Source organism: Paraburkholderia sp. GW821-FHT02A12 (assembly GCF_059422005.1).
The window spans coordinates 258,199-283,425 of the sequence record NZ_JBWKWA010000002.1; the positions used below are offsets into that span (position 1 = coordinate 258,199).

General features: G+C 62.0%; 23 protein-coding genes and 2 pseudogenes. 17 read left to right on the top strand and 8 right to left on the bottom strand.

Annotated features, from left to right (window positions below; translation table 11 throughout):
• The first annotated feature begins 14 nt into the window (after positions 1-14).
• Positions 15-407 (top strand): 2-oxoglutarate dehydrogenase, encoded by a 393-nt coding sequence (locus AC07WT_RS22340; RefSeq protein WP_494948628.1) that lies wholly within the window; start codon positions 15-17, stop codon positions 405-407.
• A gap of 137 nt (positions 408-544) precedes the next feature.
• Here AC07WT_RS22340 and AC07WT_RS22345 read toward each other — a convergent pair whose 3' ends face one another.
• Positions 545-1,237, bottom strand: a complete 693-nt coding sequence (locus tag AC07WT_RS22345) for a phosphatase PAP2 family protein (protein ID WP_494948629.1) — start codon at positions 1,235-1,237, stop codon at positions 545-547.
• A 500-nt stretch (positions 1,238-1,737) separates the two neighbouring features.
• Between AC07WT_RS22345 and AC07WT_RS22350 the strand changes: the two genes are divergently transcribed.
• The 3 genes from AC07WT_RS22350 to AC07WT_RS22360 all read left to right on the top strand — a co-directional run bounded on the left by AC07WT_RS22350 (position 1,738) and on the right by AC07WT_RS22360 (position 4,405).
• Positions 1,738-1,908, top strand: coding sequence for a hypothetical protein (locus tag AC07WT_RS22350; RefSeq protein ID WP_492591268.1), 171 nt, complete (start codon positions 1,738-1,740; stop codon positions 1,906-1,908).
• 27 nt (positions 1,909-1,935) lie between these two features.
• Positions 1,936-4,050 carry a phosphocholine-specific phospholipase C gene (locus AC07WT_RS22355; protein ID WP_494948630.1) on the top strand — a complete coding sequence of 705 codons (2,115 nt, stop codon included), beginning with the start codon at positions 1,936-1,938 and terminating at the stop codon, positions 4,048-4,050.
• 130 nt (positions 4,051-4,180) lie between these two features.
• The gene (locus AC07WT_RS22360; protein WP_494948631.1) at positions 4,181-4,405 is read left to right on the top strand and encodes a hypothetical protein; all 225 of its coding nucleotides are present in this window, start codon (positions 4,181-4,183) and stop codon (positions 4,403-4,405) included.
• A 79-nt stretch (positions 4,406-4,484) separates the two neighbouring features.
• Here AC07WT_RS22360 and AC07WT_RS22365 read toward each other — a convergent pair whose 3' ends face one another.
• Complete coding sequence (locus AC07WT_RS22365) at positions 4,485-5,369, bottom strand: LysR substrate-binding domain-containing protein (RefSeq protein WP_492591265.1); 885 nt, start codon at positions 5,367-5,369, stop codon at positions 4,485-4,487.
• Positions 5,370-5,659: 290 nt separating this feature from the next.
• On the opposite strand from AC07WT_RS22365, the gene AC07WT_RS22370 reads away from it, so the two are divergent.
• The 6 genes from AC07WT_RS22370 (at position 5,660) to AC07WT_RS22395 (ending at position 11,984) form a co-directional block, all read left to right on the top strand.
• Positions 5,660-6,391, top strand: a complete 732-nt coding sequence (locus tag AC07WT_RS22370; RefSeq protein WP_494951007.1) for an ABC transporter permease — start codon at positions 5,660-5,662, stop codon at positions 6,389-6,391.
• Between the two features lie 4 nt (positions 6,392-6,395).
• Positions 6,396-7,442, top strand: coding sequence for an ABC transporter ATP-binding protein (locus tag AC07WT_RS22375; protein WP_494948632.1), 1,047 nt, complete (start codon positions 6,396-6,398; stop codon positions 7,440-7,442).
• 26 nt (positions 7,443-7,468) lie between these two features.
• A complete protein-coding gene (locus tag AC07WT_RS22380; protein ID WP_494948633.1) occupies positions 7,469-8,569 on the top strand; it encodes an extracellular solute-binding protein in 1,101 nt (366 codons plus the stop codon).
• A 10-nt stretch (positions 8,570-8,579) separates the two neighbouring features.
• Complete coding sequence (locus AC07WT_RS22385) at positions 8,580-9,410, top strand: ABC transporter permease (protein WP_494948634.1); 831 nt, start codon at positions 8,580-8,582, stop codon at positions 9,408-9,410.
• A 70-nt stretch (positions 9,411-9,480) separates the two neighbouring features.
• Positions 9,481-9,963, top strand: coding sequence for a TIGR00725 family protein (locus tag AC07WT_RS22390; protein ID WP_494948635.1), 483 nt, complete (start codon positions 9,481-9,483; stop codon positions 9,961-9,963).
• 335 nt (positions 9,964-10,298) lie between these two features.
• Positions 10,299-11,984 carry a purple acid phosphatase family protein gene (locus tag AC07WT_RS22395; protein ID WP_494948636.1) on the top strand — a complete coding sequence of 562 codons (1,686 nt, stop codon included), beginning with the start codon at positions 10,299-10,301 and terminating at the stop codon, positions 11,982-11,984.
• Between the two features lie 178 nt (positions 11,985-12,162).
• Here the strand turns inward: AC07WT_RS22395 and AC07WT_RS22400 are convergent, their stop codons facing one another.
• Both AC07WT_RS22400 and AC07WT_RS22405 read right to left on the bottom strand, forming a co-directional pair.
• Positions 12,163-12,405, bottom strand: a complete 243-nt coding sequence (locus AC07WT_RS22400; RefSeq protein ID WP_429259590.1) for a DUF6429 family protein — start codon at positions 12,403-12,405, stop codon at positions 12,163-12,165.
• A complete protein-coding gene (locus AC07WT_RS22405) occupies positions 12,402-13,496 on the bottom strand; it encodes an IS630 family transposase (protein WP_492596519.1) in 1,095 nt (364 codons plus the stop codon). Before AC07WT_RS22405 ends, AC07WT_RS22400 begins: the two co-directional genes overlap by 4 nt.
• A 268-nt stretch (positions 13,497-13,764) precedes the next feature.
• Between AC07WT_RS22405 and ppnP the strand changes: the two genes are divergently transcribed.
• On the top strand, positions 13,765-14,085 hold the full coding sequence (ppnP, locus tag AC07WT_RS22410; RefSeq protein ID WP_492591259.1) for a pyrimidine/purine nucleoside phosphorylase: 321 nt from the start codon (positions 13,765-13,767) through the stop codon (positions 14,083-14,085).
• A 126-nt stretch (positions 14,086-14,211) separates the two neighbouring features.
• Here ppnP and AC07WT_RS22415 read toward each other — a convergent pair whose 3' ends face one another.
• The 4 genes and pseudogenes from AC07WT_RS22415 to AC07WT_RS22430 form a co-directional block, all read right to left on the bottom strand.
• On the bottom strand, positions 14,212-14,682 hold the full coding sequence (locus AC07WT_RS22415; protein ID WP_494948637.1) for a lipocalin-like domain-containing protein: 471 nt from the start codon (positions 14,680-14,682) through the stop codon (positions 14,212-14,214).
• Between the two features lie 163 nt (positions 14,683-14,845).
• A pseudogene (locus tag AC07WT_RS22420) lies at positions 14,846-15,760 on the bottom strand (methyl-accepting chemotaxis protein); the annotation flags it as partial.
• A 276-nt stretch (positions 15,761-16,036) separates the two neighbouring features.
• Positions 16,037-16,735, bottom strand: a pseudogene (locus AC07WT_RS22425) (MCP four helix bundle domain-containing protein); the annotation flags it as partial.
• A 271-nt stretch (positions 16,736-17,006) separates the two neighbouring features.
• The gene (locus tag AC07WT_RS22430; RefSeq protein WP_494948638.1) at positions 17,007-17,846 is read right to left on the bottom strand and encodes a class II glutamine amidotransferase; all 840 of its coding nucleotides are present in this window, start codon (positions 17,844-17,846) and stop codon (positions 17,007-17,009) included.
• A 312-nt stretch (positions 17,847-18,158) separates the two neighbouring features.
• Here AC07WT_RS22430 and AC07WT_RS22435 point away from each other — a divergent pair, with 312 nt between their 5' ends.
• From AC07WT_RS22435 to AC07WT_RS22460, 6 genes are all read left to right on the top strand, one after another.
• The gene (locus AC07WT_RS22435; RefSeq protein WP_494948639.1) at positions 18,159-19,259 is read left to right on the top strand and encodes a porin; all 1,101 of its coding nucleotides are present in this window, start codon (positions 18,159-18,161) and stop codon (positions 19,257-19,259) included.
• Positions 19,260-19,339: 80 nt separating this feature from the next.
• Positions 19,340-20,917: an ABC transporter substrate-binding protein gene (locus tag AC07WT_RS22440; RefSeq protein WP_494948640.1), complete on the top strand. Its 1,578-nt coding sequence runs from the start codon at positions 19,340-19,342 to the stop codon at positions 20,915-20,917.
• Positions 20,918-21,021: 104 nt separating this feature from the next.
• Positions 21,022-22,032 (top strand): ABC transporter permease, encoded by a 1,011-nt coding sequence (locus AC07WT_RS22445; protein ID WP_494948641.1) that lies wholly within the window; start codon positions 21,022-21,024, stop codon positions 22,030-22,032.
• Positions 22,032-22,958 carry an ABC transporter permease subunit gene (locus AC07WT_RS22450; RefSeq protein ID WP_494948642.1) on the top strand — a complete coding sequence of 309 codons (927 nt, stop codon included), beginning with the start codon at positions 22,032-22,034 and terminating at the stop codon, positions 22,956-22,958. The genes AC07WT_RS22445 and AC07WT_RS22450 overlap by 1 nt, the downstream gene beginning before the upstream one ends.
• A complete protein-coding gene (locus tag AC07WT_RS22455) occupies positions 22,955-23,950 on the top strand; it encodes an ABC transporter ATP-binding protein (RefSeq protein WP_494948643.1) in 996 nt (331 codons plus the stop codon). The genes AC07WT_RS22450 and AC07WT_RS22455 overlap by 4 nt, the downstream gene beginning before the upstream one ends.
• Positions 23,934-24,926, top strand: coding sequence for a dipeptide ABC transporter ATP-binding protein (locus AC07WT_RS22460; RefSeq protein ID WP_494948644.1), 993 nt, complete (start codon positions 23,934-23,936; stop codon positions 24,924-24,926). The genes AC07WT_RS22455 and AC07WT_RS22460 overlap by 17 nt, the downstream gene beginning before the upstream one ends.
• The last annotated feature ends 301 nt before the right edge of the window (positions 24,927-25,227 follow it).

A 25,227-nucleotide genomic window follows, 5' to 3' on the forward strand; every position in this document is an offset into this window, starting at 1 on the left:
CAATGCGAGTAATCATGTCTCTTTTCGATATGTTGCGGCGTATTTCCCCATTGATCGTCTTGGGCTGCTTTGTCGGCAGCGCGCATGCGCTGCCGCCTCAAGCGGTGGCGCCCGCGACTCCGCCTGGCGGAGCCAAGGGAGTCGATGGGCCGTTCTTTCCGCAGAGCCGTGCTGCGCCCATCACGCCGTCGACCGGCACAACACTGCAGCAGCAGGCCCAGCAGCGACTCGAAGCGAGGTTGGGGGCAAACTCCGCTCTTGGCAACGGCGCGGCGGTGACGAAGGCGCAGGCGCAAACCCAAGGTCTCGGCTATGTCGCCAAGCACTTCGACCAGATCGATACAAGCCATAAGGGGAGCGTGACGATGAGCGACGTCAGACAGTATCTTCAGCAACAAGGCCGGTAGCGAATCGGCGCCGCTCGATTGACAGGGGCGCCGGTTGTGTCCAGCCGGCGCCCCTGTGTTGTCTGGAGATATTGACCGTCCGCTTTCGAGGTGCGTGAACGCGGTGGTTGGACCTGTCGAACTCGGCGCGCAAACAATCACAGCGCTTTATATGCAAAGCTCGCGAACTTCCGTAGTTCGTCGAACTGAGTGACCAGTTCTAGACACAGGACGAACGCCAGCATCGCAGACGGTCCTGGATAGCGTTCAATCCATCGCAACGATTGAGTCGCATAACGCGTTCTAACGGACTCCCGAGTCATGACGTAAGTAATGGCGATCCCAATCGCGGCCCCCGCAAGCAAATCGGTCGGGTAGTGATAGCCGAGATAAGCGCGCGGAATGCAAATGAAGATAACCGTGTACAGGAGCGCCAGCGCACCCACTCGGCGCCAGACAATGAAAATGCCCGTCGCGATCGACATCCACAGCATGGCGTGATCGCTCGGGAACGAACTCCACCCTGTCAGCATGGCGTCCCGTGCCGAGGTAGATGCGAAGTGCAGATGCAGGTTGGGGTCGTAGAGAGGACGCTCCCGGAATGGCAACAAATCGGCGAGAAGTCTTCCGGTGGCGAGTGCCAACATGCCGCTCACGATCGTGGAGATGACTATTTCGCGCTGCCATTCGCGACGCTCGCCGGGTTGGAACCATATCCACCACAAGATGGGGATGAGCACGAGGCCCTTGAACGAGTACAGATCTGCGACGGCTCTTATTGCATGGTTGAGCAGGGGGCCAAAGTTTGGCCTTGTTAGAAATGTCTCGATGACCGTATCGAAGCTGTTCATTTTTTATAGACAATATGTGAGCAGGACAAGCAGAACGGGCGCCGCCTTCTTACTTGAGGGCGCTTGGACAGCAAGTCACCGCGAACATGAAAGCGATCAATTCAGCATAAACCATTCCCTGCGATCCGGTAAGGACGGTAATCGTCTGACAGAGGCGGAACTGCCAACCAGCAAAGCGCGGCAGATCATAAGCAATCGATTACTTTCCAGGTTCGACACCAACCCGACGCACAATCCACAGCCGCCCAGGCGCTAGCTGGCGCCTGGATCATCGCGATGCTGAGCCGGGAGCCGATGCTGGCCTCGACACGGCTTCGACATCGATAGTCAGATATCAAGTCAATGCCGTTGGAAGGACGAACCTGCCTTCATGCGCCTGCTTTCCAGCAAGACACTCGCATGTAACAAACCGAAATTATCTTCTCGGCACCGCATGCGCCTGAGCGCATGCGGTCGTCGACGCGCGATCGCGTCCGCCTGTCATTTTCACGGAGATACTCATGCCGACGTCGGCATTCCGGCTATTCGCGCTCATTGGCCTCTTTGCGGCAACAACGCTGCTCGGCGCGTGCGGCAACAGTGTCGATCCGCCGAAGGCGGCGTGCGGCAACGCCGCTGTCGCCAACGCTCGCATGAGCTGCCCGCCGGGCTTCGTCCCGCCCGCCTCCTGACGTCAGAATTCAAACCAGGTCCATCGCATGGTCGTCAAAACTCGTCGAGATTTTCTGAAGCTGTCCGCCGGACTCGCCGGCGCGACAGCCGCCACCACCCTGTTTCCTGAATCGATTCGCAAGGCGCTGGCCATCGAGCCGAGTTCGGTCGCCGGCACGATCCAGGATGTGCAGCACATCGTCGTCTTCATGCAGGAAAACCGTTCGTTCGATCATTATCTCGGTCACCTGAGCGGCGTGCGCGGCTATAACGACCGCTTCCCCGTGACACTGCCGAACGGCCAGCCGGTGTGGTTCCAGCCGCGTCAGGAGGATCCGGCGAAAGTGATCGCGCCGTTCCGGTACGACACGAGCAATCCGAATGTCAACGCGCAGTGTATCGGCGGCCTGCCGCACACGTGGAGCACCACGCACGGCGCGATCGACAGCGGCCGCGCCGACAAGTGGGCCGTGCAGAAGACCAACATGACGATGGGCTATCACGTGCGCGAGGACATTCCGTTCCACTACGCGCTCGCCGATGCCTTCACGGTGTGCGACAACTGCTTCTGTTCGATTCCGGGCAACACGCACCCGAACCGCATGTATCTGATGACGGGGATGGTCGATCCGCTCGGCACGGGCGGTGGCCCGCTGCTCGACAATACCGACTTCATCGACAACCAGTTCGACAGCATCAAACTGCAGCCCTTCAACTGGACTACCTATCCCGAGCGGCTGGAGGCGGCCGGCATCTCGTGGCAGATCTATCAGCAGGGCACCGGCTTCGACAACTTCAACGGCAACTACGGCACGAACATGCTGGCCTCGTTCCAGAACTTCGTGAATGCGCCGGCCGGTTCGTCGCTGCAAACCCGGGGGATGAGCACGCGCACGCTGACGCAATTGAAAGCCGACGTGCAAGCCAATGCGTTGCCGCAGGTGTCGTGGCTGTTGCCGCCTGCCGCCTATTCGGAGCATCCGAAATTCACGCCGCTCTACGGCGCCAATTACATTTCCACTATTCTCGATGCGCTGACGTCGAATCCCGACGTATGGAGCAAGACCGTCCTCTTCATCATGTATGACGAAAACGACGGTTTCTTCGATCACGTTGTGCCGCCGCAAGCACCGACGCTGCCGGGCTCGGGCATGAGCACGGTGGACATCACGCTCGAACGGCATAACGTCGTGACCGCGACGCAGGCCAGCACGTACACCGCCGACAACCTGCCGTACGGCCTCGGGCCGCGCGTACCGATGACGGTCGTGTCGCCGTGGTCGAAGGGCGGTTTCGTGTGCTCGCAGGTGTTCGATCACACGTCGGTGCTGCAATTCATCGAAAAGCGCTTCGGCGTAGTCGAAACCAATATCTCGCCGTGGCGCCGCGCGATCTGCGGCGATCTCACTACGGCGCTCGACTTCTCGAAGCCGGACCCGACGGTGCCTTCGCTGCCGAGTACTCAAACGTACGTCGCTCAGGCCGACACGCAATGCGCGCGCTCGACGGCTCAGGCCGCGCCGGCCAGCACCGCCCAGCAGGTCGTGGCGGCGCAGGAGCCGGGCACGCGGCCCGCGCGTGCGCTGCCGTACGAGTTGCATGTGAACGGTCAGTTGCAGTCGCAAGGGTATGCGCTGACGTTTGCCAACACCGGCAAGCAAGGCGCGCATTTCTGGGTATATACGGGCGACCCGACGGCGATGCCGCGTCGCTACACCGTTGAGGCCGGCAAGCAGCTGACCGATACGTGGACGTTCGACGCAAACGGCAATTACATGGTGAACGTCTACGGCCCGAATGGATATTTCCGGCGCTTCGCGGGATCGTCCAGCGCAGAGGCCACGGCCAGGCCGGACGTCGTGACGTGTTACGACGTGGCCAACGGCAGCGTCTATGTCACCGTGTCCAACGCGGGGACCACGCCGCTCACGGTCACCGCGGCCGACCTCGCGTATGGCCAGCCGCCGGTGACGTTGGCGGTGCCGGCAGGCCAGAGCGTGGAGGCCCACTGGGACCTTTCATGCAGCAATCAGTGGTATGACTTTCAGCTGACAGCTGCTGGCAATGCAAGCTGGTTGCGGCGCATTGCGGGTCACGTCGAAACCGGCAAGCCGAGCATGACCGATCCGGCCGCGACTGCGCCAGTGACGAAGGCGATTTGAGGGCCCAGGTTAAGGGCCCAGGTTAAGGATTCATTTCATCGTCGAAACTGACAAAGTCTATTTGACATTTGGCGACAAGGTGTCGAGTTCGTGAGAGGATGGAGCCTCATTTTTTCTCGAGGAGGTCGATATGGGACTCTTGGATGAGGCAGGTAAGATTGCAGGCGCAATAGCCGCCGTTGAAGCGGCAGAAAAAGTCGATCCGGACGCTGGTCTGCTCACGAAAGGGATCGCAGCCATAGCAGGCTTTGAAGGCGCCGGTGCATTGGAGTCGTTGGTCGAGAAGAAGGACGACGAGAAGAAAGAAGACGCCGACAATACGCAGGCTACGGACAGCACCGATCCTCAGGCTTGATGTCGTGCTTGCCGTTCACGGGTCAGTCCCACACAGGGCTGATCCGTTTTGTTCTTTCGAGCCGGGTTTTGCCGGGACATCAGACCCGAGACAACACCCATTCCCGGAAGCGCTTCAAACCCGGTTGTGTCTCGAGGCGCTCCGGGAAATAGCAGAGATAGTGTCCATGGTCGACGTCGATCGGGGCTGTCAGGGGCTCGATGAGGCTGCCGGCGGCCAGGTTGTCGCGCACCAGAAAGGCGGGGATGAGCGCCAGTCCGAGTCCTGCCTGAGCCGCCTGGATCAGCACGGAGTATTGCTCGAAACGCGGACCCGCAAGCACCTGCATGCCGTGTACGCCGTAGATCTCGGCCCATTGCCCCCATACCCGTTCAGCCTGGCCGTGCAATAGCCGCGGGACCAGCGCGGCGTCCTGCGGCCGGCGCAACGGATGGCTCTGCTGATAATCGGGCGCGCAGACTAAAAGAAAAGTACGCCCGTCGATGTAATCGCATTGAACCCCTTCCCAACTGCCGTCGCCGTAGCGGATGGCGGCATCCAGATCCAGCGGGAACGGATCGCCGTGCGCCAGGTGCCGGCTGAAACTGATCGTAATTCCCGGCGTGCGGGACAGAAAATCCGGGAGCCGGGGAATCAGCCATTTGGTCGTGAAAGTCGGCACGCTAGCGATCGTCAGCAGGTCGCTCTGGCCGGCCGCGCTCATCAGCTCGAGCGACGCGTTGCCTATGTCGCGCAACGGGTTGCCGACCCGCGCGAGGTAGAGACTGCCCGCCCGGGTGAGCACAAGGTTGCGGCCGTCGCGGATGAACAGCTGCACACCGAATGAACTCTCCAGGGCCGCGATCTGCCGGCTGACGGCGCTCGGCGAGAGACCGAGCTCGCGCGCCGCGCGGGAAAAGTTCAGATGCCTGGCAGCGCTTGCGAAAGCAAGTAGTTCGGTGACGTTCGGGTAAAGGTGTTTCATCGGAGGATTGGCGTCGAAGTGTTCCGGATGCGCACAGCGCAATGCGTGTTTTGTACGTTTTTTTCATGACTACGCCATGTCGTATCCGCACAATTGCAAGCAATTCGAAACCTTTCGCTGAGTCCAGTCATGACACGTGGGCTTCAGTCTGTTTCCCGAGGAATGCCTGCATGCACACGCCCGCCGCACCGGCCATCCAGCCTCGTGTTCCCGCTCATCACCGCAGCAGACGTTCGGTGTCGGTGGGGCGCGTCGCGCTTCACCTCGTAGCGGTGCTCTTTGCGCTCTACATGCTGTTGCCGATCGCGCTGCTGCTGATCGGCGCGTTCGGCGAGACGTGGACCAACACGTTGCTGCCGACCGGCATCACCGGACATTGGTTCGCGGATCTCGCCGCCAACACGAGCTTCCGGCGTTCGTTCGGCGTGAGCCTGCTGGTCGCGCTGGCCTGCTGCTGTGCCGCTGCCGTGATCGGTCTGCCGCTCGCGTATGCGCTGCACTACCGCTCGCTCTCCGGGCGCGGCATGACGGCGCGGCTGGTTGCGCTGTTGCCGGTGGGCGTGCCCGCGCTCACGCTGGGTTTCGGCTACATCGCCATCTTCAGCGGCGACACGCTGCCGTGGCTCGGATCGTTGCCGTTGCTGATCGCCGCTCATACGGTGCTGACGTTGCCGTACCTCACGCAGACGCTGCTCGCCGATCTGCGCCACCTCGATATCGCGCGCCTCGAAGCGTGCGCGGCAACGCTCGGCGCCACGCCGCTGCGGCAGTTCTTCACGGTTGTCTTGCCCAACCTCCGGCAGAGCCTGTTCTCGGGACTCGTCATGGTGGCCGCGCTGTCGATCGGCGAATTCCAGGTGTCCAACCTGATCGCCGGCTTTCGTTACCGCAACTATCCGGTGGTGCTGCTGCAGGCCTTTTACGGCGCGACCGGCATGGCGTGCGCCGCCACCGTGGTGCTGCTTTGCCTCGCCGTGATCGCGACCCTGGTATCAATCAACACTGTTCAACGAATCAAGTGAAACGATGAGTCTTCATTTCGACAACGTGAGTTTTACTTATCCCGGCGTGCAGCACGGTATCGATGCCGTCACGCTGTCGGTCGCGCAGGGCGAACTGCTGGCCGTGATGGGCCGCAGCGGCTCCGGCAAGTCGACGATCCTGCGGCTCACCGCGGGCTTGCTGGACGGCTACCAGGGCAGGATTGCGATCGACGGACGCGACGTGGCGCGCGTGCCGGTGTGGCGCCGCGAGGTCGGCATGGTGTTCCAGCAATACGCGCTGTTCCCGCATCTGAGCGTGGTGGACAACGTAGCCTACGGGCTGCGCATGCGCGGCGTCGATTCCGCGAAACGCCGGGCGCGCGCGCTCGAGATGCTCGAACGGGTCGGTCTTGCCGAACACGCCGCGCGGCGTACGACGTTGCTGTCGGGCGGCCAGCAGCAGCGCGTCGCGCTGGCTCGCGCGCTGGCGTTCGAACCGAAGGTGTTGCTGCTCGACGAACCGCTCGCCGCGCTCGACGCAGGCATCCGCCAGCAGCTTCGCGATGAGATCCGCACGCTGCAACGCGCATGCGGCGCCACCACGCTGTTGGTCACGCACGATCAGGACGAAGCGCTGAGCCTGGCGGACCGGGTCGCCGTGGTCGACGGCGGGCGCGTCTTGCAGGTGGATACGCCGGAGCGTCTCTACGATCGGCCGGTATCGACACAAGTTGCGCGTTTCGTCGGTCATTCGAGCGTGATGTCGGGACGCGTGATAGCCGACGGCGCGATCGATGTCTCCTTCGCAATGCTGTCCGCCGATACCGGCGCGTTCCGTCCCGGCGACCAGGTCGACGTACTGGTTCGTCCCGAACACGTGCAGCCCGACCCGCCGACGGGCGCGGTCAACCGGATGGCCGGCCGCCGTGCCGAGGTGCGCTATTTCGGCGCGACGTGCCGCTATGACTTCGTTCCGGATTCCGCGCCGAAGCCGTTGCTGTGCGAGGGGCGCCGTCTCGCCGAACACGCCGTTGCCATCGACCCCGAACATCTGCGCGTATTGCCCGCGCAGGCCAGTCAAGTTCGTTAATTCACCTTGTTTGACGGAGAACCAGAATGTTTGCAGGGTTTAGTCTTTTGTCGCGCGTCCGCCGTGTTGCCGGATTCGTTTGCGCGCTGTCGGCGCTGACTGCCGTGTCTGGCGCTTACGCCGCGCCGGCGGCGCCCCTTTATTCCGGAGAAGACGCGCTGTACGCGAAGGCCGCGGAAGAGGGCCTAGTCGTCTCGTTCGATACCGGTCCCGAATGGGCCAACTGGAAGGCGCTGTTCGCCGAATTCAGAAAGCGTTATCCGAAGGTCGAGATTACGTACAACGATATCGGGTCGGCCGCGACCGTGGTTGCGCTGGACAAGTCCCGGCGGCGTCCGCAGGCCGATACCGCGTATTACTTCGCCGCGTCCGCGCTGGACGCCGTCAACAAGGACGTGGTGGCGCCGTTCAAGCCGCTCAATTTCGACAAACTGCCGCCGGTGTTTCGCGAGCGCGATGGCCGCTGGTTCACGGTCCATTCGCTGAACATCGCCTTTCTGGTCAACCGCAAGCTGGTGAAGAATGTGCCGCACGGCTGGGCCGATCTGCTCAAGCCCGAGTACCGGAACTCGGTGGTCTATCTGGATCCGCGTTCGACCGGACAGGGCCAGGTTGCGGTCTTCGCGGCGGCTTATGCGTTCGGCGGCAGCGTCGACAATCCGAAGCCGGGCAGCGACTTTTTCGGCAAGTTGCGCGAAGCGGGCAACGTGATGCGCGTCGAAGGCACCACGCCGTATGCGAAGTTCGTCAAGGGCGAGATTCCGATCCTCATCGGCTACGAAAACGACGGCCTGAAAGCAAAGTACACCGACGGCATGGGCGACGCCGCTGAGGTGGTGATCCCGAAGGAAGCGACGGTGTCCGCACCGTACGCCATCAGCCTCGTGAAGGACGGCCCGAATCCGAACGCGGCGCGGCTCTGGCTGAACCTGGTGATGAGCGACGTCGGCCAGGCGCTGTTCGCGCAAGGTTACGTGCGTCCTGCTGTGCCTGACGTGCAGCTGTCGGCGGAGATGCGCGCGAAGATGCCGGACGTGCCGCAGGTGCATCCGCTCGACGTGGTCAAGGCCGCGGCGAAGAAGGCTGAAGTCGACCAGTTGTGGGCGCAGGCCGCGCTCGCGAAATAAGGGGCGGCAGATGGGTGCATCCTCGATGAACGAAGGGCTCGCGCGCCGCTTCGGCGCCGTCCCGGCAGGCCTGCTCCTCGCCCTGTTCTTTGCGTTGCCGCTCGGCGCATTGCTGGTGTCGGCGGGCGAGGGGCACGGTGCGGCCTTCGTCCGATTGGCCCGTGACCCGCTGGTGGTCAGTGCGCTCGGACACTCGCTGGCGCTGGCGCTCGCCGCCGGCACCGTGTCGCTGATGGTGGGGCTGCCGCTCGCGATGGTGCTGGCTGGGCAACCGCCGCAGCGGCGCGGCTGGATGCTGGCGCTGCTCGGTGTGCCGTTGGCGTTTTCCGGGCTGGTGATTGCGTACGGGTTCATTCTTGCTTTCGGCCGTGCCGGCTTTGTGACGAGTGTCTTCGCACGCATGGGCGCCGACCCGGCCACGGTCGGGGCGCTGATCTACACGACCGCGGGTCTGGTCGCGGCCTATGCGTACTACCTGATTCCACGCGTTGCGCTGATGCTTTATCCGGCGCTTGCCAACCTGGACCGCCGTCCCATCGAAGCTGCGCTGACGCTGGGCGCGACGCCGCTGCGGGCGCTCTTCGACGTGGCGTTGCGGGAACTGTGGCCTTCGATCGCCTCGGCGTGGTGCCTCGTCACGTCGATTGCGCTGGGCACCTACGGTACCGCGCTCGCGCTCGCCGGGACGCAGATCAACATCCTGCCGCTACTGATGTACCTGAAACTTTCCGATGGACAAACGGATTTTCCGCAGGCCGCCGCGCTTTCGCTGGTGCTGATGGCCGTCTGTACGAGTGTTCTGGCGCTGGGGGAATGCCTTGCACGGCAACGACAACACTGAATGGTCCAACGCCGCTTATCTGGCGCTGCAGAGACTGGCGATCCGTCAGACAGGTCCGACGCGTCACGCGATGCCGATCGGATTGATCGGACCGCGGGAGGCCACGGCGGAACAACTGCAGGCGGCAAGAAGCCTCGGTTATGCATTGGCGGGCACCGGCATGGCGATTCTCTGCGGCGGCAAAGGCGGGGTGATGGAAGCGGCGGCGTTCGGTGCTGCGCGCGCGGGCGGCATCGTGATCGGACTGTTGCCCGAGGACGATGCCAGCGAGGCCAACCCGTTTCTCTCCGTAGCGCTGCCGACCGGAATGGGGATCACGCGTAATGCGCTGATTGCGCGCGCCTCGCTCTGTCTGATCGCGGTAGGCGGCGGGCTGGGCACGCTGTCCGAAATGGCGCTTGGCCTGCAGTGGAAAAAGCCTGTCTTTACCCTGCCCGGCGCACCGCAGGTGAGCGGGGCAGAGGTGTTCGAAGACGTCAACGCGCTCGTCGCCAGCGTCGCGAACTGGCTTGTATCCGTGGAGCAGCCGCAGGTCATCAACCCGCACGTCTGATGTTCTGGCGGAACGGATGCTTCCCAAAACGCCTCAGGACCTGATGACGCACAACTGCCAACGTACGTCCGCGGACTGATGCAAAAACACCGCGGCCGATAGGTTGCGCCATGGCATTGATGAGCGCAGCCAGTGCACTGTGTGCGATGTTTCTCGTGTGAAGGCGCCCTCCCTATCCGGACGTGTACGTTTCATCGCGCTGTCATCGCTGCGCGACTAGGATGACTGGTCACGTCCGTCACGCCCTGGTTCAGCACTGCACGCGCGGCTCACATAGCACCGTGCGACTGGCGTACGCGTTGGCGTCCGTCCACTACCGTCCAAAAAACACCGATATGTCGAACAGGAAAACCGCTGACACCTCGCCGTCCGATCAGGCCGCCACCGTCTCGCGCCGTGGGTTTTTGAAGTTGGCCGGCGCATCCAGTCTCGCTACGGCCGCAGGCAGTCTTTCATCGATGGCGCGCGCCGCGAACGGCACACCCGACGGCACGCCGGAGCAGATCCACCTGACATGGGGCAACGATCCGACCAGGGAGGTCACGGTGTCGTGGGCGTCGCTGGCGCAGGCGGTCAATCCGCGGGTGCGCTTCGGCCGCGCCGGCGAGGCGAGAACGATGGTGCACGGCGTGCAAAGCACGTATACCGATGGCCTCAACGGCGAAGTTGTGTTCACCTATCACGCGCGCCTGCATGGTCTGAAGGCCGATGCGAGCTACGAGTACGAGGTGAGCGCCGACAACGACAGCAACGCGGCCCAGCCTTTCACCGCGAGCTTTCGCACTGCGCCGCGAGGCCGCGCGCCATTTCGCTGGACGAGCTACGGCGATCTCGCGACGCCCAATACCGGCTGGGTGTTGTCGTCGCCGCAAAGCCGCTTCGCGGTTCAGGCGGTCGAGCGTTTTGAGCCGCTGTTCCACCTGCTCAATGGCGACCTCTGCTATGCCAATCTGAATCCGACGCATCAGCCGGACGTGTGGCGCGATTTCGGCAACAACTGCCAGACTTCCGCGTCGAACCGGCCGTGGATGCCATGCCCGGGCAATCACGAGGTCGAATTTCACAACGGCGAACAGGGCCTCTCGTCCTATCTCGCGCGCTACACGCTGCCCGAAAATCACACGCGTTTCCAGGGCCGCTGGTACAGCTTCCGCGTCAGTTCGGTGCTGTTCATCTCGCTCGATGCGGATGACGTGGTCTATCAGGATGCGGCGGCGTTCGTTGCCGGCCCGAATCCGCTGGTGCCTGCGGCGAGCACCGGTAATCCGCCGATTCAGCCGGGCACTTCGTTCTATATCCGCGGATATAGCGGCGGCGAGCAGACGCGCTGGCTCGAGAAGACATTGCGCCACGCGGCCGAAGACGACGAAGTCGACTGGATCGTTGTCCAGATGCATCAGGACGCACTGAGTTCATCGAAGACCGGCAACGGGTCTGATAAGGGCATCCGCGAAGCGTGGCTGCCGCTGTTCGACCGCTATGGTGTGGACTTGGTGCTGTGCGGTCACGACCACGACTACGAGCGCAGCTATCCCGTTCGCGGTTGCAATCACAACAAGGGCACCGACATCGCCACGGGGCGGGTAGTGGACACATTGCAGCCGCGGCCGGTTGTGCCGGCGGCAGCGGGGGCGACGTCGTTCGATACGAGCCACGGGACGATTCATTTGATTCTCGGCGGCGGCGGGACGAGCGCGCCGCTCGATGTCTATGGCGTGGACCTCGGTACCGGGCTGCCGCAGGCGCGTATTTTCACGCGGCCGAATCGTCCGGCTCCTGCAACGACGGCTGGCACGTTCGCGCGTGCCAGCGCGGATGCCGTGGAGGATGCGATCTGGTCGGCGCAACGGGATACCGGGACGGGCTACGGCATCGCGGTGTTCGATCATGATCCGGGGCATCCGGGCGGCCACACCACGATCACGATGAGTTACTACCACGCGCCGGGTGCGGATCAAACGCCGACCCAGACCTATGAGTTGTTTGAGACTATCGAGTTGAAGAAGAAGCGGCGGGAGTGAGGTTTCGAGTCGCTCAGTTTTCCTGGCAGTTGAACTGCACCAACCAAAGCACGTGAGGCAGCTTGTGCATCGATTGCCACGTATCGATGTATTGGCTGCCTCACGGCTTCTTGCTTCCTGTTTGCTCGAACAGAAGGTGATGCGGCACGCTAGTGTCCTGAGTTAGAAGTTCGTTGAATCAATCTTCCGCTCTATCCGAAATGACGAAATGCTGATTAAAAAGCCGCTCGGACTCGCGCAACCCTTCTTCGGTAAAGATCACGGATTTCGTCTTGTTGACCGGATCATCAATGAAGCCGCGTTCGTAGAGCCGATTTAGCACATCCCAGTCGAAACCCTTCCATGCGCGGTATCGATCATGCAGGGTCAGGTAGAGGAGTGCCAGGGCGACTTCATCAATTGCATCGGTATTGATTTTCATGGTGCTACTCCCGCGGCCTTACGAACCCGCACACAAAACCGTTCGAGGCTGGCCAGGATCTCGTCAGCCGACTTGCTCCAGGCAAACGGCTGGGGATTAGCGTTATAGGTGTCCAGGTAATGACGAATCGCGTCTTCGAGCTGACGTGTCGATCGATGCGTGCCGCGTCGAAGGTATTTTTCAGTGAGCGTGGCGAACCAGCGTTCGACCTGATTAAGCCAGGACGCCGAAGTGGGCGTGAAGTGAACATGGAAGCGAGGATGGCGAGCGAACCAGGCTTTGATCGAGGGTGTTTTGTGCGTCCCATAGTTGTCCATCACCAGATGCACATCCAGACCGGATGGCACGCTGGCTTCGATGGTACGCAGAAAGCGCAGGAATTCGCTGCTGCGATGGCGCCGATGTACCTCCCCGATCACTTCACCAGTAGCAATGTCCAGCGCAGCGAACAGCGTGGTCGTGCCGTGGCGCATGTAATCATGCGTGCGTCGCTCAGCGATGCCGGGTGCCAGTGGCAATATGGGTTGCGTGCGGTCCAGCGCCTGAATCTGGCTCTTCTCGTCCACGCACAGCACCATGGCCTTGAGCGGCGGATCCAGATAAAGCCCGACGATATCTCGCACCTTGTCGACGAACATCGGATCGCTGGAGAGCTTGAACGTTTCCTGCCGATGCGGTTGCAAACCAAAAGCACGCCAGATTCGCGTGACTGCGGTCTGCGACAATTTCATCTCATGAGCCATCGTGCGCGTGCTCCAGTGAGTAGCTCCGACAGGAACGGACTCGAGCGTCTTCGCAATGACAGCATCGACGCGCGCGTCATCGATCGTTCTCGGCGCGCCGGGCCGAGGCGCATCAAGCAGTCCGTCCAGACGGTGGATCACGAACCGCGCCCGCCACTTCGAAACCGTTTGCTGAGTGACCCGCTGTTTCGCCGCAACTGTCTTGTTATCCATACCATCGGCACAAGCCAGTACGATGCGCGCCCGCAATGCCAGGGCCTGTGCCGTCTTGCGTCGCATCGTCAGCGCTTGCAGTTGTTCGCGTTCCGATTCGCTCAGCACGAGTTCTCCTTTGGGCCGTCCGCTCATCGTTACCTCCCGTATCAAGTGCCACACAAGACACTTTAGTACGGGATTGACATCTTTCAATGAATTTCTAACTCAGGACACTAGCTGCTATTGATGGCTTAGTGCTGCACGGTTTGCCGTGATGCGGCTTTGAGTCACCGACTGGCGCCGTCGACAGCCTGTATGATGGCGGCGGCGCCGGACCGAAAGCCCGCGCAGATCGCGCACCGCCCGCTGCCGCTACGCGGCGCCAACTCGCCCATTCACGATGACCCAGAGGAAGACCGCCATGACGGCCGCAACGCAATTCGATCAGGTTTCCATTATCAAACGAGCCAACGTCTACTTCGACGGCAAGTGTGTCTCGCACACCGTTCTCTTCGCCGACGGCACGCGCAAGACGCTCGGCGTGATCCTGCCCGGCGTGCTCAACTTCGGCACCGACGCGCCGGAACTCATGGAGGTGCAGGCCGGCCAATGCCGCATCCGCCTCGAAGGCAGTGACGAGTGGAAGACGTATGGCGCGGGCGAGTCGTTCTCGGTGGCCGGCAAGAGTCGCTTCGATATCGACGTGATCGAAACGCTCGACTACGTCTGCAGCTATCTGTAACGACGGACGGGCGCATGGTGCCCGACGATGCACGCGACTTCGCGCGCGAGAGCGCAGCCGCAGACAGGGTAGCCCGACTTGCGGATGATTGCAGGAACGCGTGCCGGCGTCGCAGGTCGAGGAGACTTAGTTGTCGCGCTCGAAGGTAATGATGGACCGCGTGGTGCCAGGCCAGTTCGGCATCTGTCGCCATGGGGTCAGCACCTCCAGACGGTCGCCGGCGACGTGGAACTCCCGGCACTGCGTCGTGCCGACCCACTCGGGATTCCAGGCGGCCTCAACCTTGGTGCACCACTGATTGTCTTCAGTGCGCTCGATGCCGGTGTACGCCACCAAGGTGTTCAACAGAGCCGTCTTGTCGGCGTCGCTCTTTCCGGCTTTGCGCCCGTCGCCAGTCAACACGAACGCCACCCGGTGGTCCGCAGTGAAGATTACGCGACCGCTCGGGTGCTCGCCCATGGCTGCGATCTTGCCGCCAGTGTCTTTGGATTCGACCTCGTAGGAGACCAAACGCCACGACCCCGACAGCGGGGATTCCTCCGCCCGCGCGGCACCGGACGCCGCTGCGACAGCAACAAGGGCGGCAACGGCCGCCATCGACCAAGATTTCATCGTTTACCTATATAAAAAACGCGTCCCGCTCGCGCCAGTTTCTCGTGTGTTCACAAATCAAATAAAAAAAACGACACCGTGCTCGATACCGCGAGGTTCGCCCATGACTTCAGGAGATCGTCGGCGGCATTCGTGGACATTGCTTCCATCAGAACGTCTCCCACGTTTCGGCTGCCACGTCCGTCGACGCAATGGTGGCGGCACCTGTCGCGGCACGGCCCGACTGCCCAGCGGCTTTCGGTTGCGTATGAATCTTTGGCGCCTTCCGTGCGGGCATGCGCGGCGGCTGCTCCGGCATGACCATGCGCGACACTGACGGACCTGTGTCGGCCAGCCTGAACACGGATACCGCCCCGCTCAGGCTCGTCGCCTGCTCTTCGAGGGACTGCGCAGCGGCGGCGGCCTGTTCGACCAGGGCCGCATTCTGCTGCGTGACTTCGTCCATCTGGCCGACCGCCTGATTGACCTGCTCGATACCCCGGCTCTGCTCTTCCGAGGCCGCCGCAATCTCGCCGACGATATCGGAAACCTGCTTGATCGCCTGCTTCACTCCTCCCATGGTGGCGCTGACGTCCGTCGCCTGCTGCGCGCCGTCCTGGATCATCGCCACTGAAGAGCCGATCAGCTCCTTGATCTCCTTGGCCGCCGCTGCCGAGCGCTGGGCCAGACTGCGCACCTCGCTCGCGACCACGGCAAAGCCGCGGCCCTGCTCGCCGGCGCGGGCGGCCTCCACGGCAGCATTGAGCGCGAGAATGTTGGTCTGGAACGCGATGCCTTCGATCACGCCCGTGATTTCCGAAATCTTGCTGGAGCTGCCGCTGATCTTTTCAATGGTCCCGACCATGCCCTGCACCGCTTCGTTGCCGGCATCGGCCATATCGGTAGCCCGCGTCGCCAGCGCATTCGCCTGCCGCGCATTGTCGGCGTTCTGCTTCACGGTTTCGGTCAGCTGCGTCATGCTGGCTGCGGTTTGCTCGAGCGAAGCCGCCTGTTCTTCCGTGCGCGCAGAAAGGTCAGTGTTGCCTGCTGCGATCTCTTTCGATGCCACAGTGACAGACTCGGTCGATGCGCGAACCGTACCCACCACTTCGCCCACGCGGGTCAACAGATTGTTGAAGGCGGTCGCGGTCTCGCCGATTTCATCCATCCTCTCGAACGGTGCACGCTGCGACAGATCAAGCGACTGGTTGACATGCTGGAGGGTGTTCCGAATGCCGGCAAGACCATTACGGATCGTATGGAACAGGCGCATAGCCATTGCACCGGCGATCAACAGCGCCGCAACGACGACCGCCAACAGGATACCGAACGCTCGCGAATAGGCCGCCGTATTGACGCTGCGCATCGCGTCGCTGAGCTTGATCCGGTAATCGACGTGATCTTCGATGCCCTTCGTCACCGCTGCCGCCGCGGCCACTAGCGGGCCATCGGTCGCCAACGCGGCGCGTGCGCCATCCAGGTCGCCGGCACGTGATCGCGCAAGAAACTTCTCTCTTTCGATGCGATAAGCGGCCATGTTCGCCTTGTCGGCATCGGTCATCCTGCGATCGGTGTCATCTGCGATGTCGTTTTTTTCGTAGGCCGCGATCGTCTTGTCGAACTTCGCGTCCACCTCGTTCATCACCTTCTCTATCGCGGCTTTGGTGGCGCTGTCGGGATACATGACATGGCGGAAGGCCGCAATGCGCGAAGCCGTCATTGCCGACTTGGCCGCGTCCAGATCCTTCATGCCGGGAATTGCGCCGGTCTGCACGGACTCAAAGCGTTGCTGCGCCTGGTAGAGCTGCCATAGGCCGTAGCTGCCGGTAAAGATCAGCGCCATCAGCGCGACCGACAGCGTCAAGACCAGACGTTTGATAATTGTCATTGTGAAAATCCCCGAACCCCGAAATAATTTTGTAATGTCGCGAGCTCGAAGCGAGCTAAATCCAGTCGCGATGACCTGCGGGAAGGACTTAGCGCAAGAGTTATGCCATTTGCTTCGAAACGCTCGAAGCCTGCTCGACGCGCACTTGCGCGGAGACAGGCGCAGAGGCATTCCGGGTATCCGTAAAAGCCGCCCTCGAATCTTCTGAAACTCCAGACATCGCCTTACCCCTAAGCGAATCTTCGGCAACCTGCCTGATGCGTTCCGGTCGGCTATTTAGCCCGAGGAAAGGACGCTCCCCCGTGGGATCGAGTTTGAATTCGAACTTGGCAGCAATCACCACCTGGCCGCGCAGTGGAGCAAGCGCTTCGCCAACCAGTTGCTCGCTTGTGAACAGCCCCGCGCGTGTTACCGGTGTCAGCTGGGCTTGACGGCCAGCAAGTCAGCTGGCGGACGATACCTCAGATGGCGCATATCGCGAGGTAGCAAGTACCTGAGGCGGCACTGGGACGTGTGCACGTCTGACCAGCGCACCTCCGCGAAACATGAGCAGATCGCCTGGCTGGCAGGTGGTCCATGCTTCATCGGTGAGTGGTGTCGTCGCGATGACTGCCGTGCAGTCTTCCGAGGTCGCATAAGCGGAGAAGTCGACCGACATATCGGCATCGACGAGTCTCGCGCTTGAGAACGGCCAGCGACGCATCACGTAGGCCAGTCGCGTGGAGCAGTAGGCAAACTGCGACTGTCCGTTCGACAGCAGGAAGTTGAAAATTCCATGCTGATTCAGCTTGCGAGTCATGTCCTCTACTACGTCGAACAGTTCGTCCGGTGTGGTATCCCGATCGATGCCGCGCTCGTGGATCACATTCATGATCGTGCAAAAGGCCGATTCACTATCGGTTGTACCCACCGGCGCGTAGGGACCCGGCACCCGCCAGTTTCGCTCCTGCAGATCACCGTTATGCGCGAACACCCATTGCTGTCCGTTGTGTTCTCGCATGAACGGATGGCAATTCTCAGCGCTGGCGCCGCCCTGCGTGGCCTTCCGGATGTGCGCGATGACATTGCGCGATTTGATCGGATAACGCTTCACGAACTCCGCCATGGGGGATCGGCAAGCGGGTTTGTCGTCGATGAATAACCGGCATGCCCGCTCCTCATAAAACGCGATTCCCCATCCGTCCACGTGGTGATCGGTCAGACCGCCTCGAGCCGCAAATCCCGTGAAGGAAAAGGTCACATCGGTCGGTTCAGCGCAACTAAGAGCAAGGAGCTGGCACATAAATAAGGTATGTAATCGGGGGTAAGAATTGACCGCTTTGTTCGATGCATCAAGTGGATGCTACCTTTCTTAATGACCGGCCAATATAGAACGTTATTTCAAATTGATCGATATGAACGAAGGGTTTTAGTTTTTTCTTCTACCCGCCCCGCGATACAGTGATTCCGTTCCCCGACGAACGGGAATGCAGCTCCGAACCCGGTGTGCAGCGCATTGCGGCATCACACTGGTTCCGGTCTGGCTTCTATGGGATCCAACATTAAAATACCGCACATGAAATCAAGATTCTTATTCGGGTTTGGAGCTTTAGGCATGACTGCGATGCTGGCAACATCGGCGGCGCGAGCGGACAACAGCGTGACGCTCTATGGGCGGATGGACAACGGGGTGAGCTATATCACGAACACGGGAGGGCAACACGAATACAAGATGGACAGCGGCGTCGTGTTCAGCAACTACTGGGGGCTGCGCGGTGTGGAAGACCTCGGTGGGGGCTCGCAGGCGATATTCGACCTTCGCTCCGGTTTTCGCGTTACCGATGGCAGCTCGAAGCCCAGCAGCAGCTACATGTTCGGCAAAACCGCGCTGGTCGGATTGAGCAACTGGCTCGGCACGCTGACGCTCGGCAGGCAATACGACTTCATCAACGACTACACGTCCCGCTATAACATCAGTCAGGACGGCGACGGCTACGCGATTCACCTCGGCGACCTCGACCGCATGAGCGGCGACACGATGATCAATGCGGTCAAGTTCGCGAGCAAGAGTTTCAACGGCCTGAGCGCGGGCGCGATGTACTCGTTCAGCAATACGGCCGGCAGCTTCCACACCGGTTCCGCGTGGAGTGCCGGCGTGCTTTACGCGGCGGGCGCGTTCAGTGCGGCAGCGGCTTACTCGCAGCTGAACAGCACGACGATCGATCCGTACGATGCGCTCGGCCTGTCGTCGTTCCTTGGCACCACGACCGCCAGGCTCAGCAGTTCGACCGGTCAGCGCACGTCGCTGTATTCGAGCACCGGACTGACCGTGAGTCACCTCGATACGGGCGGGATCGGCGCGAGCTACCGCTTCGACAAGCTCACGGTCAAGGCCAACACGACCCTGACCAAGGTCACGTCGGCCAATGGCAATGTGTCGTCTTTCATGCACGTGTACGAAGCCGGCGGCGCGTATCAGCTCTCGCCTGCGTTGGCGCTCCGCTCGGGCTATCAGTACACGACCTTCGAGCATCATCACTGGAACGAACTGTCGGTCGGTCTCTACGAGAGTCTGTCGAAGAGTACGCGGATCTACACGTCGGCGGGCTACCTCCGCGCCTCGAGCGGCGTGAATGCGGTGATCGGCTATGCGTTCGCCCCGTCGAGCACGCAGACGCAAGCCAACTTGCGCGTCGGTATCGCCCACAACTTCTGAACTTCTGATTGAACCTGTGCCGGGCCTCGGCCGCCGACACGCGTGTCGCGGCCGAGGTCAAATCAAACGAGAAACATCCAATGAAATTGCGATTCTCCGCTATTGCGTTGCTCATGGTTTTACCGCTTGCGAGCGCCTTTGCGAAGCCGCTGGTCGTCTGCACCGAAGCCAGCCCGGAAGGATTCGATCCGGTGCGTTACAGCACGCTGACCATCACGAATGCATCCGCTGACGTCATTTTCAACGGGCTCGTCACGTACGACGATGCGACCGGCACCGTGCAGCCAGCGCTCGCGCAGAGTTGGGACGTCAGTCAGTCCGGCACGGTCTACACGTTCCATCTGCGTCCCAAGGTCCATTTCCAGACGACCGATTACTTCAAGCCGACCCGGACGTTCGACGCCGACGACGTGATCGCCACGTTCGACCGGATGCTGAATCCGGACAACGCATGGCGCAAGGCGTTGCCGACGGTGGTAATGCCGAACGTCCAGTCGATGCAGATCACGAAGCTGATCAAGTCGGTCGACAAGGTCGATCCGCTGACGGTGCGCATCGTCCTCAACCGTCCTGATGCGACCTTCCTGCCGATCCTCACGATGAGTTTCGCGTCGATCTATTCGAGCGAATATCTGGCGCAACTGCTGAAGACCAACGCGATTGCAGACCTGAACGCCAAACCGGTATCGACGGGCCCGTTTGTCCTGAAGAGCTATCGGCCGGACGCGACGATCCGCTACACGGTGAACCCGGACTACTGGGGACCGAAACCCAAGGTCGACGGACTGATCTACGCGATCACGCCCGATCCGACCGTGCGCGCACAACGGGTCAAGGCAGGCGAATGCGATATCGCGCTCGCACCGAAACCGGACGATGTCGCGTCGGCGCGCAAGGACCCGTCGCTAAAAGTACTCGACGTGCCGGGTTTCATGACGGCGTTCGTCGCGCTCAATACGCAGCGTCACGGCCTCGATAATCCGGCGGTGCGCCGCGCGATCAATCTGGCCTTCGATCGCGATACGTACGTGAAGACATTGTTCGGCACCAGCGCAGTCCCGGCGACGGATCCGTATCCCAGCGGCGCGGAGGCGAAGACCGGCTATGCGTACGATCCCGCGCTCGCGAAAAAGCTGCTGGCCCAGGCGGGCATGGCGAATGGACTGAGCCTGACGATCTGGACCCGCTCGACTGGCAGCACGCTCAATCCGAATCCGAAGGTGGGCGCCGAACTGCTTCAGGCCGACCTCACCAAGGTCGGCATCGACGCGCGGATCAAGACGCTGGAGTGGGGCGAGCTGCTTCATGAGATCAAGCAGGGGCAATACGACCTGCTGTTCATGGGATGGGCCGGCGACAACGGCGATCCGGACAACTTCCTGTCGCCGCTGTTCTCGTGCGACGCGGTGAAGGGCGGCACCAATTTCCAGCGTTACTGCGATGCGTCGCTGGATGCGTCGATCGCGAGCGGCAAGGCGACCAGTACCGCGTCGGTTCGCGCGCAGGACTACGACCGCGCCGAGAAGATCGCGCACGATCAAGCGCTCTGGATTCCGCTTGCGCATCCGCTGGTGGCCGCGATCACGCGTCCGAATGTCGATGGCTATCACGTCAGTCCGTTTGGCCGCGTGAACTTCGGGGCCGTGTCGATCCGGTAACCGCGTCGGGCAAACCTTCCGTATCACGCTTTCACCGGATGACGGTCGTGCAGTTGCACGACCGTCAGTGGAGACTTGCGCGCGTTTTTCGCTGGAGACCGTCTGTGCTGAAATTCCTTGTCACCCGCCTGCTCGGACTGGTGCCGACGCTGCTGGGCGTCACGTTGCTGGCTTTCGTGCTGATTCACCTGCTTCCCGGCGATCCAGTCGATGTGATGATGGGCGAGCATGTCGCCGATCCCGCCGCGCACGCGGCCGCTCTGCATCAGCTCGGACTCGACGAGCCGTTGCCGACGCAATATTTCCGTTATCTCCAGCGCCTGCTGCATGCCGACCTCGGACATTCGTTCAAGTCGGGCGATAGCGTGATCCATGATTTCGGCATGCGCTTTCCCGCGACGCTCGAACTGTCGGTCTGCGCGATCGCGTTCGCGCTCGCGGTCGGGCTGGTTGCCGGGATTGCCGCGGCGCTCAGGCGCGGCTCATGGCTCGACCACGCGGTCATGAGCACGGCGCTGACTGGCTATTCGATGCCGATCTTCTGGTGGGGACTCGTTCTCATCATGCTGTTTTCGGTGAAGCTCGGATGGACGCCGGTGTCGGGGCGAATCGGCCTGGAGGTCGACCTGACGCCGGTCACGAATCTCATGCTGGTCGATTCCGTACTGTCGCGCGATCCGGCGACCATCGGATCGGTCTTGCGTCACCTGATCCTGCCCACCGTCGTACTCGGCACGATTCCGCTTGCGGTCGTTGCGCGGATGACACGTTCGTCGATTCTCGAAGTGTTGCGCGAGGACTATATCCGCACCGCGAAAGCCAAAGGCCTGACGCCCGCGCGCGTGATCGTCGTTCACGTGCTGCGTAACGCATTGATCCCGGTCGTCACCGTGGTCGGCATGCAGATCGGCGGCCTGCTCGGCGGCGCGGTGCTGACGGAAACCCTGTTCTCGTGGCCAGGCATCGGCAAATGGCTGGTCGATGCCGTGAGCGCGCGCGATTACCCGGTAATACAGGGCGGCATCCTGCTCGGCGCGGTGCTGGTCGTCGCCGTCAATCTGTTGGTCGATGTTGCGTCCCGCCTGATCAATCCCCGTCTCGTCAATTCACGATAATGTCCGATACCACCGTCATCGCCTTGCGCACGGGCCAGCGTGCCCACTTCGCCGGCGGCCGCGCGCTGCTCGAACTGTGGCGGCTCTACTCGCGCAATCGCGCTGCGACAGCGGCGCTCGCCGTACTCGCCATGCTGGCGCTGCTCGCGCTGTGCGCGCCATGGATCGCACCGCACAACCCCGTCGAACAGTTCAGGGATCACATCAAGATTCCGCCCGCGTGGTCGGACGGCGGCAGTCTGCAATTTCTGCTCGGCACCGACGAGGCAGGACGCGACATCCTCTCGCGCCTGATTTTCGGTGCGCGCATCAGCCTGGGGATCGGCCTTGCGTCGGTGACGCTCTCGCTGTTGCCGAGCATCGCGCTCGGTCTGTTCGCGGCGTATTACCCACGATGGCTCGACGCACCGCTGATGCGCATGATGGACGTGCTGCAAGCGCTGCCGTCGCTGCTGCTGGCGATCGCCGTGGTCGCGGTGCTCGGACCCGGCCTTCAGAACACGGTGCTCGCGATCTCCGTCATCTGTCTGCCCGGTTATGTCCGGCTAGTGCGCATTGCCGCGCTGGCAGAAGCGCAAAAAGAGTATGTCATCGCGGCGCGCGTCAGCGGCGAGGGCGCGTTGCGCATCATGTTTTCGCAGATCCTGCCGAACTGCGCCGCGCCACTGATCGTTCACGCGACGCTCGGCTTTTCTGCTGCGATCCTCGACGCCGCCGCGCTCGGCTTTCTCGGCATCGGCGTGCAGCCGCCGCAGGCCGAATGGGGCAGCATGCTCGCGTCCGCACGCGACTATATCGACAGCGCGTGGTGGATCGTGACGATGCCGGGCTTATCGATTCTGGTTACGGTGCTGTCCGTCAACCTGTTCGGCGATGGTTTGCGCGACGCGCTCGACCCGAAGCTCAAACCGGTGACACGCGCATGACCGACCTCTTGAGAATCAGGAATCTCGCGGTCCGGTTCGGCGACAGCCAGGCGGTCAATCACGTCGATTTCGATATCGCGGGTGGCGAGGTGGTGGCCGTGGTCGGCGAATCCGGCTCAGGCAAGAGCATCACGATGATGGCCGCAATGGGCCTGATCGATGCGCCCGGTGTCGTAACCGCCGACGAGATTACCGTAGGCGGCGTCGATCTGCTGCACGCGAAGCCGGCGATGCGGCGCAAGATCGTCGGCAAGGAGATCGCAATGATCTTCCAGGACGCGCTGACGAGCCTCAATCCGAGCCTGACGATCGGCTATCAGATCCGTGAAATCCTGGTCCAGCACACCAATCTGCGCGGCGCCGCGCTGGACGCACGGATTCTCGAACTGCTGGATCAGGTGCGCATCGCCGACGCGAAAAAACGTCGCGACGCCTATCCGCACGAACTGTCGGGCGGCATGAATCAGCGCGCGATGATCGCGATGGCGATCGCATGCAAGCCCAGGCTGCTGATCGCCGACGAACCCACCACCGCGCTCGACGTCACGGTGCAGGCGCAGGTGATGCGCCTGCTCGAAGAATTGCAGCGCGAGTACCGGATGGGACTGGTGCTGATTTCACACGATCTTGCTGTCGTCGCGGAAATCGCGCATCGCGTCGCGGTCATGTACGCGGGCGAGGTGATCGAAACCGGGCCGGTGCCACGCACCTTCGAGATGCCGCGCCATCCGTACACGCGCGCGCTGCTCGGCGCGATTCCCGAGCGCGCGCGCGACGGACGGATGACGGCGCTGCCGGGCAACATGCCGTTACGGCGAGGCCCGTCGGGCGGCTGCCTGTTCGCGCCGCGATGCGCGGCGGCAACCGATGCGTGCCGCGTCGCTCATCCGGAACTGACGCATATCGACGCGGCCACCGAGGTCCGGTGCGTGCTCGGCACGCCGGCCGGAATGCCCAAACAAAGCAAGGAACATCATGCAGCAGCACGCTAATGGAAAAGCCGTGGTGATGGTGGCGGACCGTCTCACCCGGCACTATCGCGTTCGTCGCGGGATGGTCGGCACCAGCGTCGTCAAGGCATTGAACGGCGTGTCGTTCATGCTCGAACGCGGCAAGACGCTGGCCGTCGTCGGGGAATCCGGCTGCGGGAAATCGACGCTTGCACGCCAGCTTACGATGATAGAGCCGCCGACGTCGGGCAGTTTGCAGATCGGTGGCCACGATGCCGGTCTCGCCGACAGAAACACATGGCGCAAGCTCCGTCAGCGCGTGCAACTGGTCTTCCAGAATCCGCTTGCATCGCTGAATCCGCGCAAGACGATCGGCCAGACCTTGACGGCGGCGATGTCGGCCAGCGGGATTTCCAGCGCAAGCGAACGTGCCGCCCGGCTCGCGCAGATCATGAGCCAGGTGGGTCTGCACATGGATTGCGCCGGTCTTTATCCGCACATGCTCTCAGGTGGGCAGCGGCAGCGCGTTGCCATTGGCCGCGCGCTTGTCGCCGAGCCGGACATCATCGTGGCGGACGAGCCGGTCTCGGCACTCGATGTTTCGATACAGGCGCAGATATTGAACCTCTTCATGGATTTGCAGCAGCAAGTGGGCGTCAGTTATGTCTTCATCTCCCACAATCTGACCGTGGTCGAACATATAGCCGACCAGGTCATGGTCATGTATCTCGGTAGCGTCATCGAGTTCGGCGACAAGTCGCGTATCTTCTCTGCACCGAGCCATCCTTATACCCGGGCATTGCTGGCAGCGACGCCAAAACTCGAACCTGCGGCCCGTCGCCAGAAAATCGAGTTGCAGGGAGAGCTACCGTCTCCGATCAACCCGCCTTCGGGATGTGCATTCCACACTCGCTGCCCTCATGCAACACAGGAATGCGCTGAATCGATGCCTGAGTTGCGCAAATATGACGCGAGACTCGTGGCGTGCCATCGCGCCGGGGAAACCGGCATGAATTGAGCACCGGATAACTGCGCTGGCGATCTGTCTGGCAGTGGCGAGTGCCCAGCGACGGGACCGCAACAGATCGATAAAGTCGGCGCGATGGGCGGATAAGCGGGTGAGCCCGCTTCCAGGTAGCCGCAGGGAAATCAGCGCTCGCGGCAGTGCACCTTTTCATTTTTGCAACGTTTTCGGCGCGTGCATCCATGACGCGGATGAACACCGCCCTCACTCGCCCGCTGCAACAAACACCGGACTGCCAGAGCGTCGAAGTCGACAGGTTGGGTACCGCCGTTTTCGCTCAGGAGCGTTACAGGAT

What these genes read in the sequence shown, in the direction of transcription:
- AC07WT_RS22405 (WP_492596519.1), bottom strand. Translation starts at nt 13,496, where the DNA reads ATGAGCGGACGGCCCAAAGGAGAACTCGTGCTGAGCGAATCGGAACGC.
- AC07WT_RS22450 (WP_494948642.1), top strand. Translation starts at nt 22,032, where the DNA reads ATGTCCGATACCACCGTCATCGCCTTGCGCACGGGCCAGCGTGCCCAC.
- AC07WT_RS22365 (WP_492591265.1), bottom strand. Translation starts at nt 5,369, where the DNA reads ATGAAACACCTTTACCCGAACGTCACCGAACTACTTGCTTTCGCAAGC.
- AC07WT_RS22340 (WP_494948628.1), top strand. Translation starts at nt 15, where the DNA reads ATGTCTCTTTTCGATATGTTGCGGCGTATTTCCCCATTGATCGTCTTG.
- AC07WT_RS22390 (WP_494948635.1), top strand. Translation starts at nt 9,481, where the DNA reads ATGCCGATCGGATTGATCGGACCGCGGGAGGCCACGGCGGAACAACTG.
- AC07WT_RS22370 (WP_494951007.1), top strand. Translation starts at nt 5,660, where the DNA reads ATGCTGTTGCCGATCGCGCTGCTGCTGATCGGCGCGTTCGGCGAGACG.
- AC07WT_RS22435 (WP_494948639.1), top strand. Translation starts at nt 18,159, where the DNA reads ATGACTGCGATGCTGGCAACATCGGCGGCGCGAGCGGACAACAGCGTG.
- AC07WT_RS22395 (WP_494948636.1), top strand. Translation starts at nt 10,299, where the DNA reads ATGTCGAACAGGAAAACCGCTGACACCTCGCCGTCCGATCAGGCCGCC.
- AC07WT_RS22350 (WP_492591268.1), top strand. Translation starts at nt 1,738, where the DNA reads ATGCCGACGTCGGCATTCCGGCTATTCGCGCTCATTGGCCTCTTTGCG.
- AC07WT_RS22345 (WP_494948629.1), bottom strand. Translation starts at nt 1,237, where the DNA reads ATGAACAGCTTCGATACGGTCATCGAGACATTTCTAACAAGGCCAAAC.
- AC07WT_RS22385 (WP_494948634.1), top strand. Translation starts at nt 8,580, where the DNA reads ATGGGTGCATCCTCGATGAACGAAGGGCTCGCGCGCCGCTTCGGCGCC.
- AC07WT_RS22440 (WP_494948640.1), top strand. Translation starts at nt 19,340, where the DNA reads ATGAAATTGCGATTCTCCGCTATTGCGTTGCTCATGGTTTTACCGCTT.
- AC07WT_RS22360 (WP_494948631.1), top strand. Translation starts at nt 4,181, where the DNA reads ATGGGACTCTTGGATGAGGCAGGTAAGATTGCAGGCGCAATAGCCGCC.
- AC07WT_RS22415 (WP_494948637.1), bottom strand. Translation starts at nt 14,682, where the DNA reads ATGGCGGCCGTTGCCGCCCTTGTTGCTGTCGCAGCGGCGTCCGGTGCC.
- AC07WT_RS22455 (WP_494948643.1), top strand. Translation starts at nt 22,955, where the DNA reads ATGACCGACCTCTTGAGAATCAGGAATCTCGCGGTCCGGTTCGGCGAC.
- AC07WT_RS22430 (WP_494948638.1), bottom strand. Translation starts at nt 17,846, where the DNA reads ATGTGCCAGCTCCTTGCTCTTAGTTGCGCTGAACCGACCGATGTGACC.
- AC07WT_RS22460 (WP_494948644.1), top strand. Translation starts at nt 23,934, where the DNA reads ATGCAGCAGCACGCTAATGGAAAAGCCGTGGTGATGGTGGCGGACCGT.
- ppnP (WP_492591259.1), top strand. Translation starts at nt 13,765, where the DNA reads ATGACGGCCGCAACGCAATTCGATCAGGTTTCCATTATCAAACGAGCC.
- AC07WT_RS22400 (WP_429259590.1), bottom strand. Translation starts at nt 12,405, where the DNA reads ATGAAAATCAATACCGATGCAATTGATGAAGTCGCCCTGGCACTCCTC.
- AC07WT_RS22380 (WP_494948633.1), top strand. Translation starts at nt 7,469, where the DNA reads ATGTTTGCAGGGTTTAGTCTTTTGTCGCGCGTCCGCCGTGTTGCCGGA.
- AC07WT_RS22355 (WP_494948630.1), top strand. Translation starts at nt 1,936, where the DNA reads ATGGTCGTCAAAACTCGTCGAGATTTTCTGAAGCTGTCCGCCGGACTC.
- AC07WT_RS22375 (WP_494948632.1), top strand. Translation starts at nt 6,396, where the DNA reads ATGAGTCTTCATTTCGACAACGTGAGTTTTACTTATCCCGGCGTGCAG.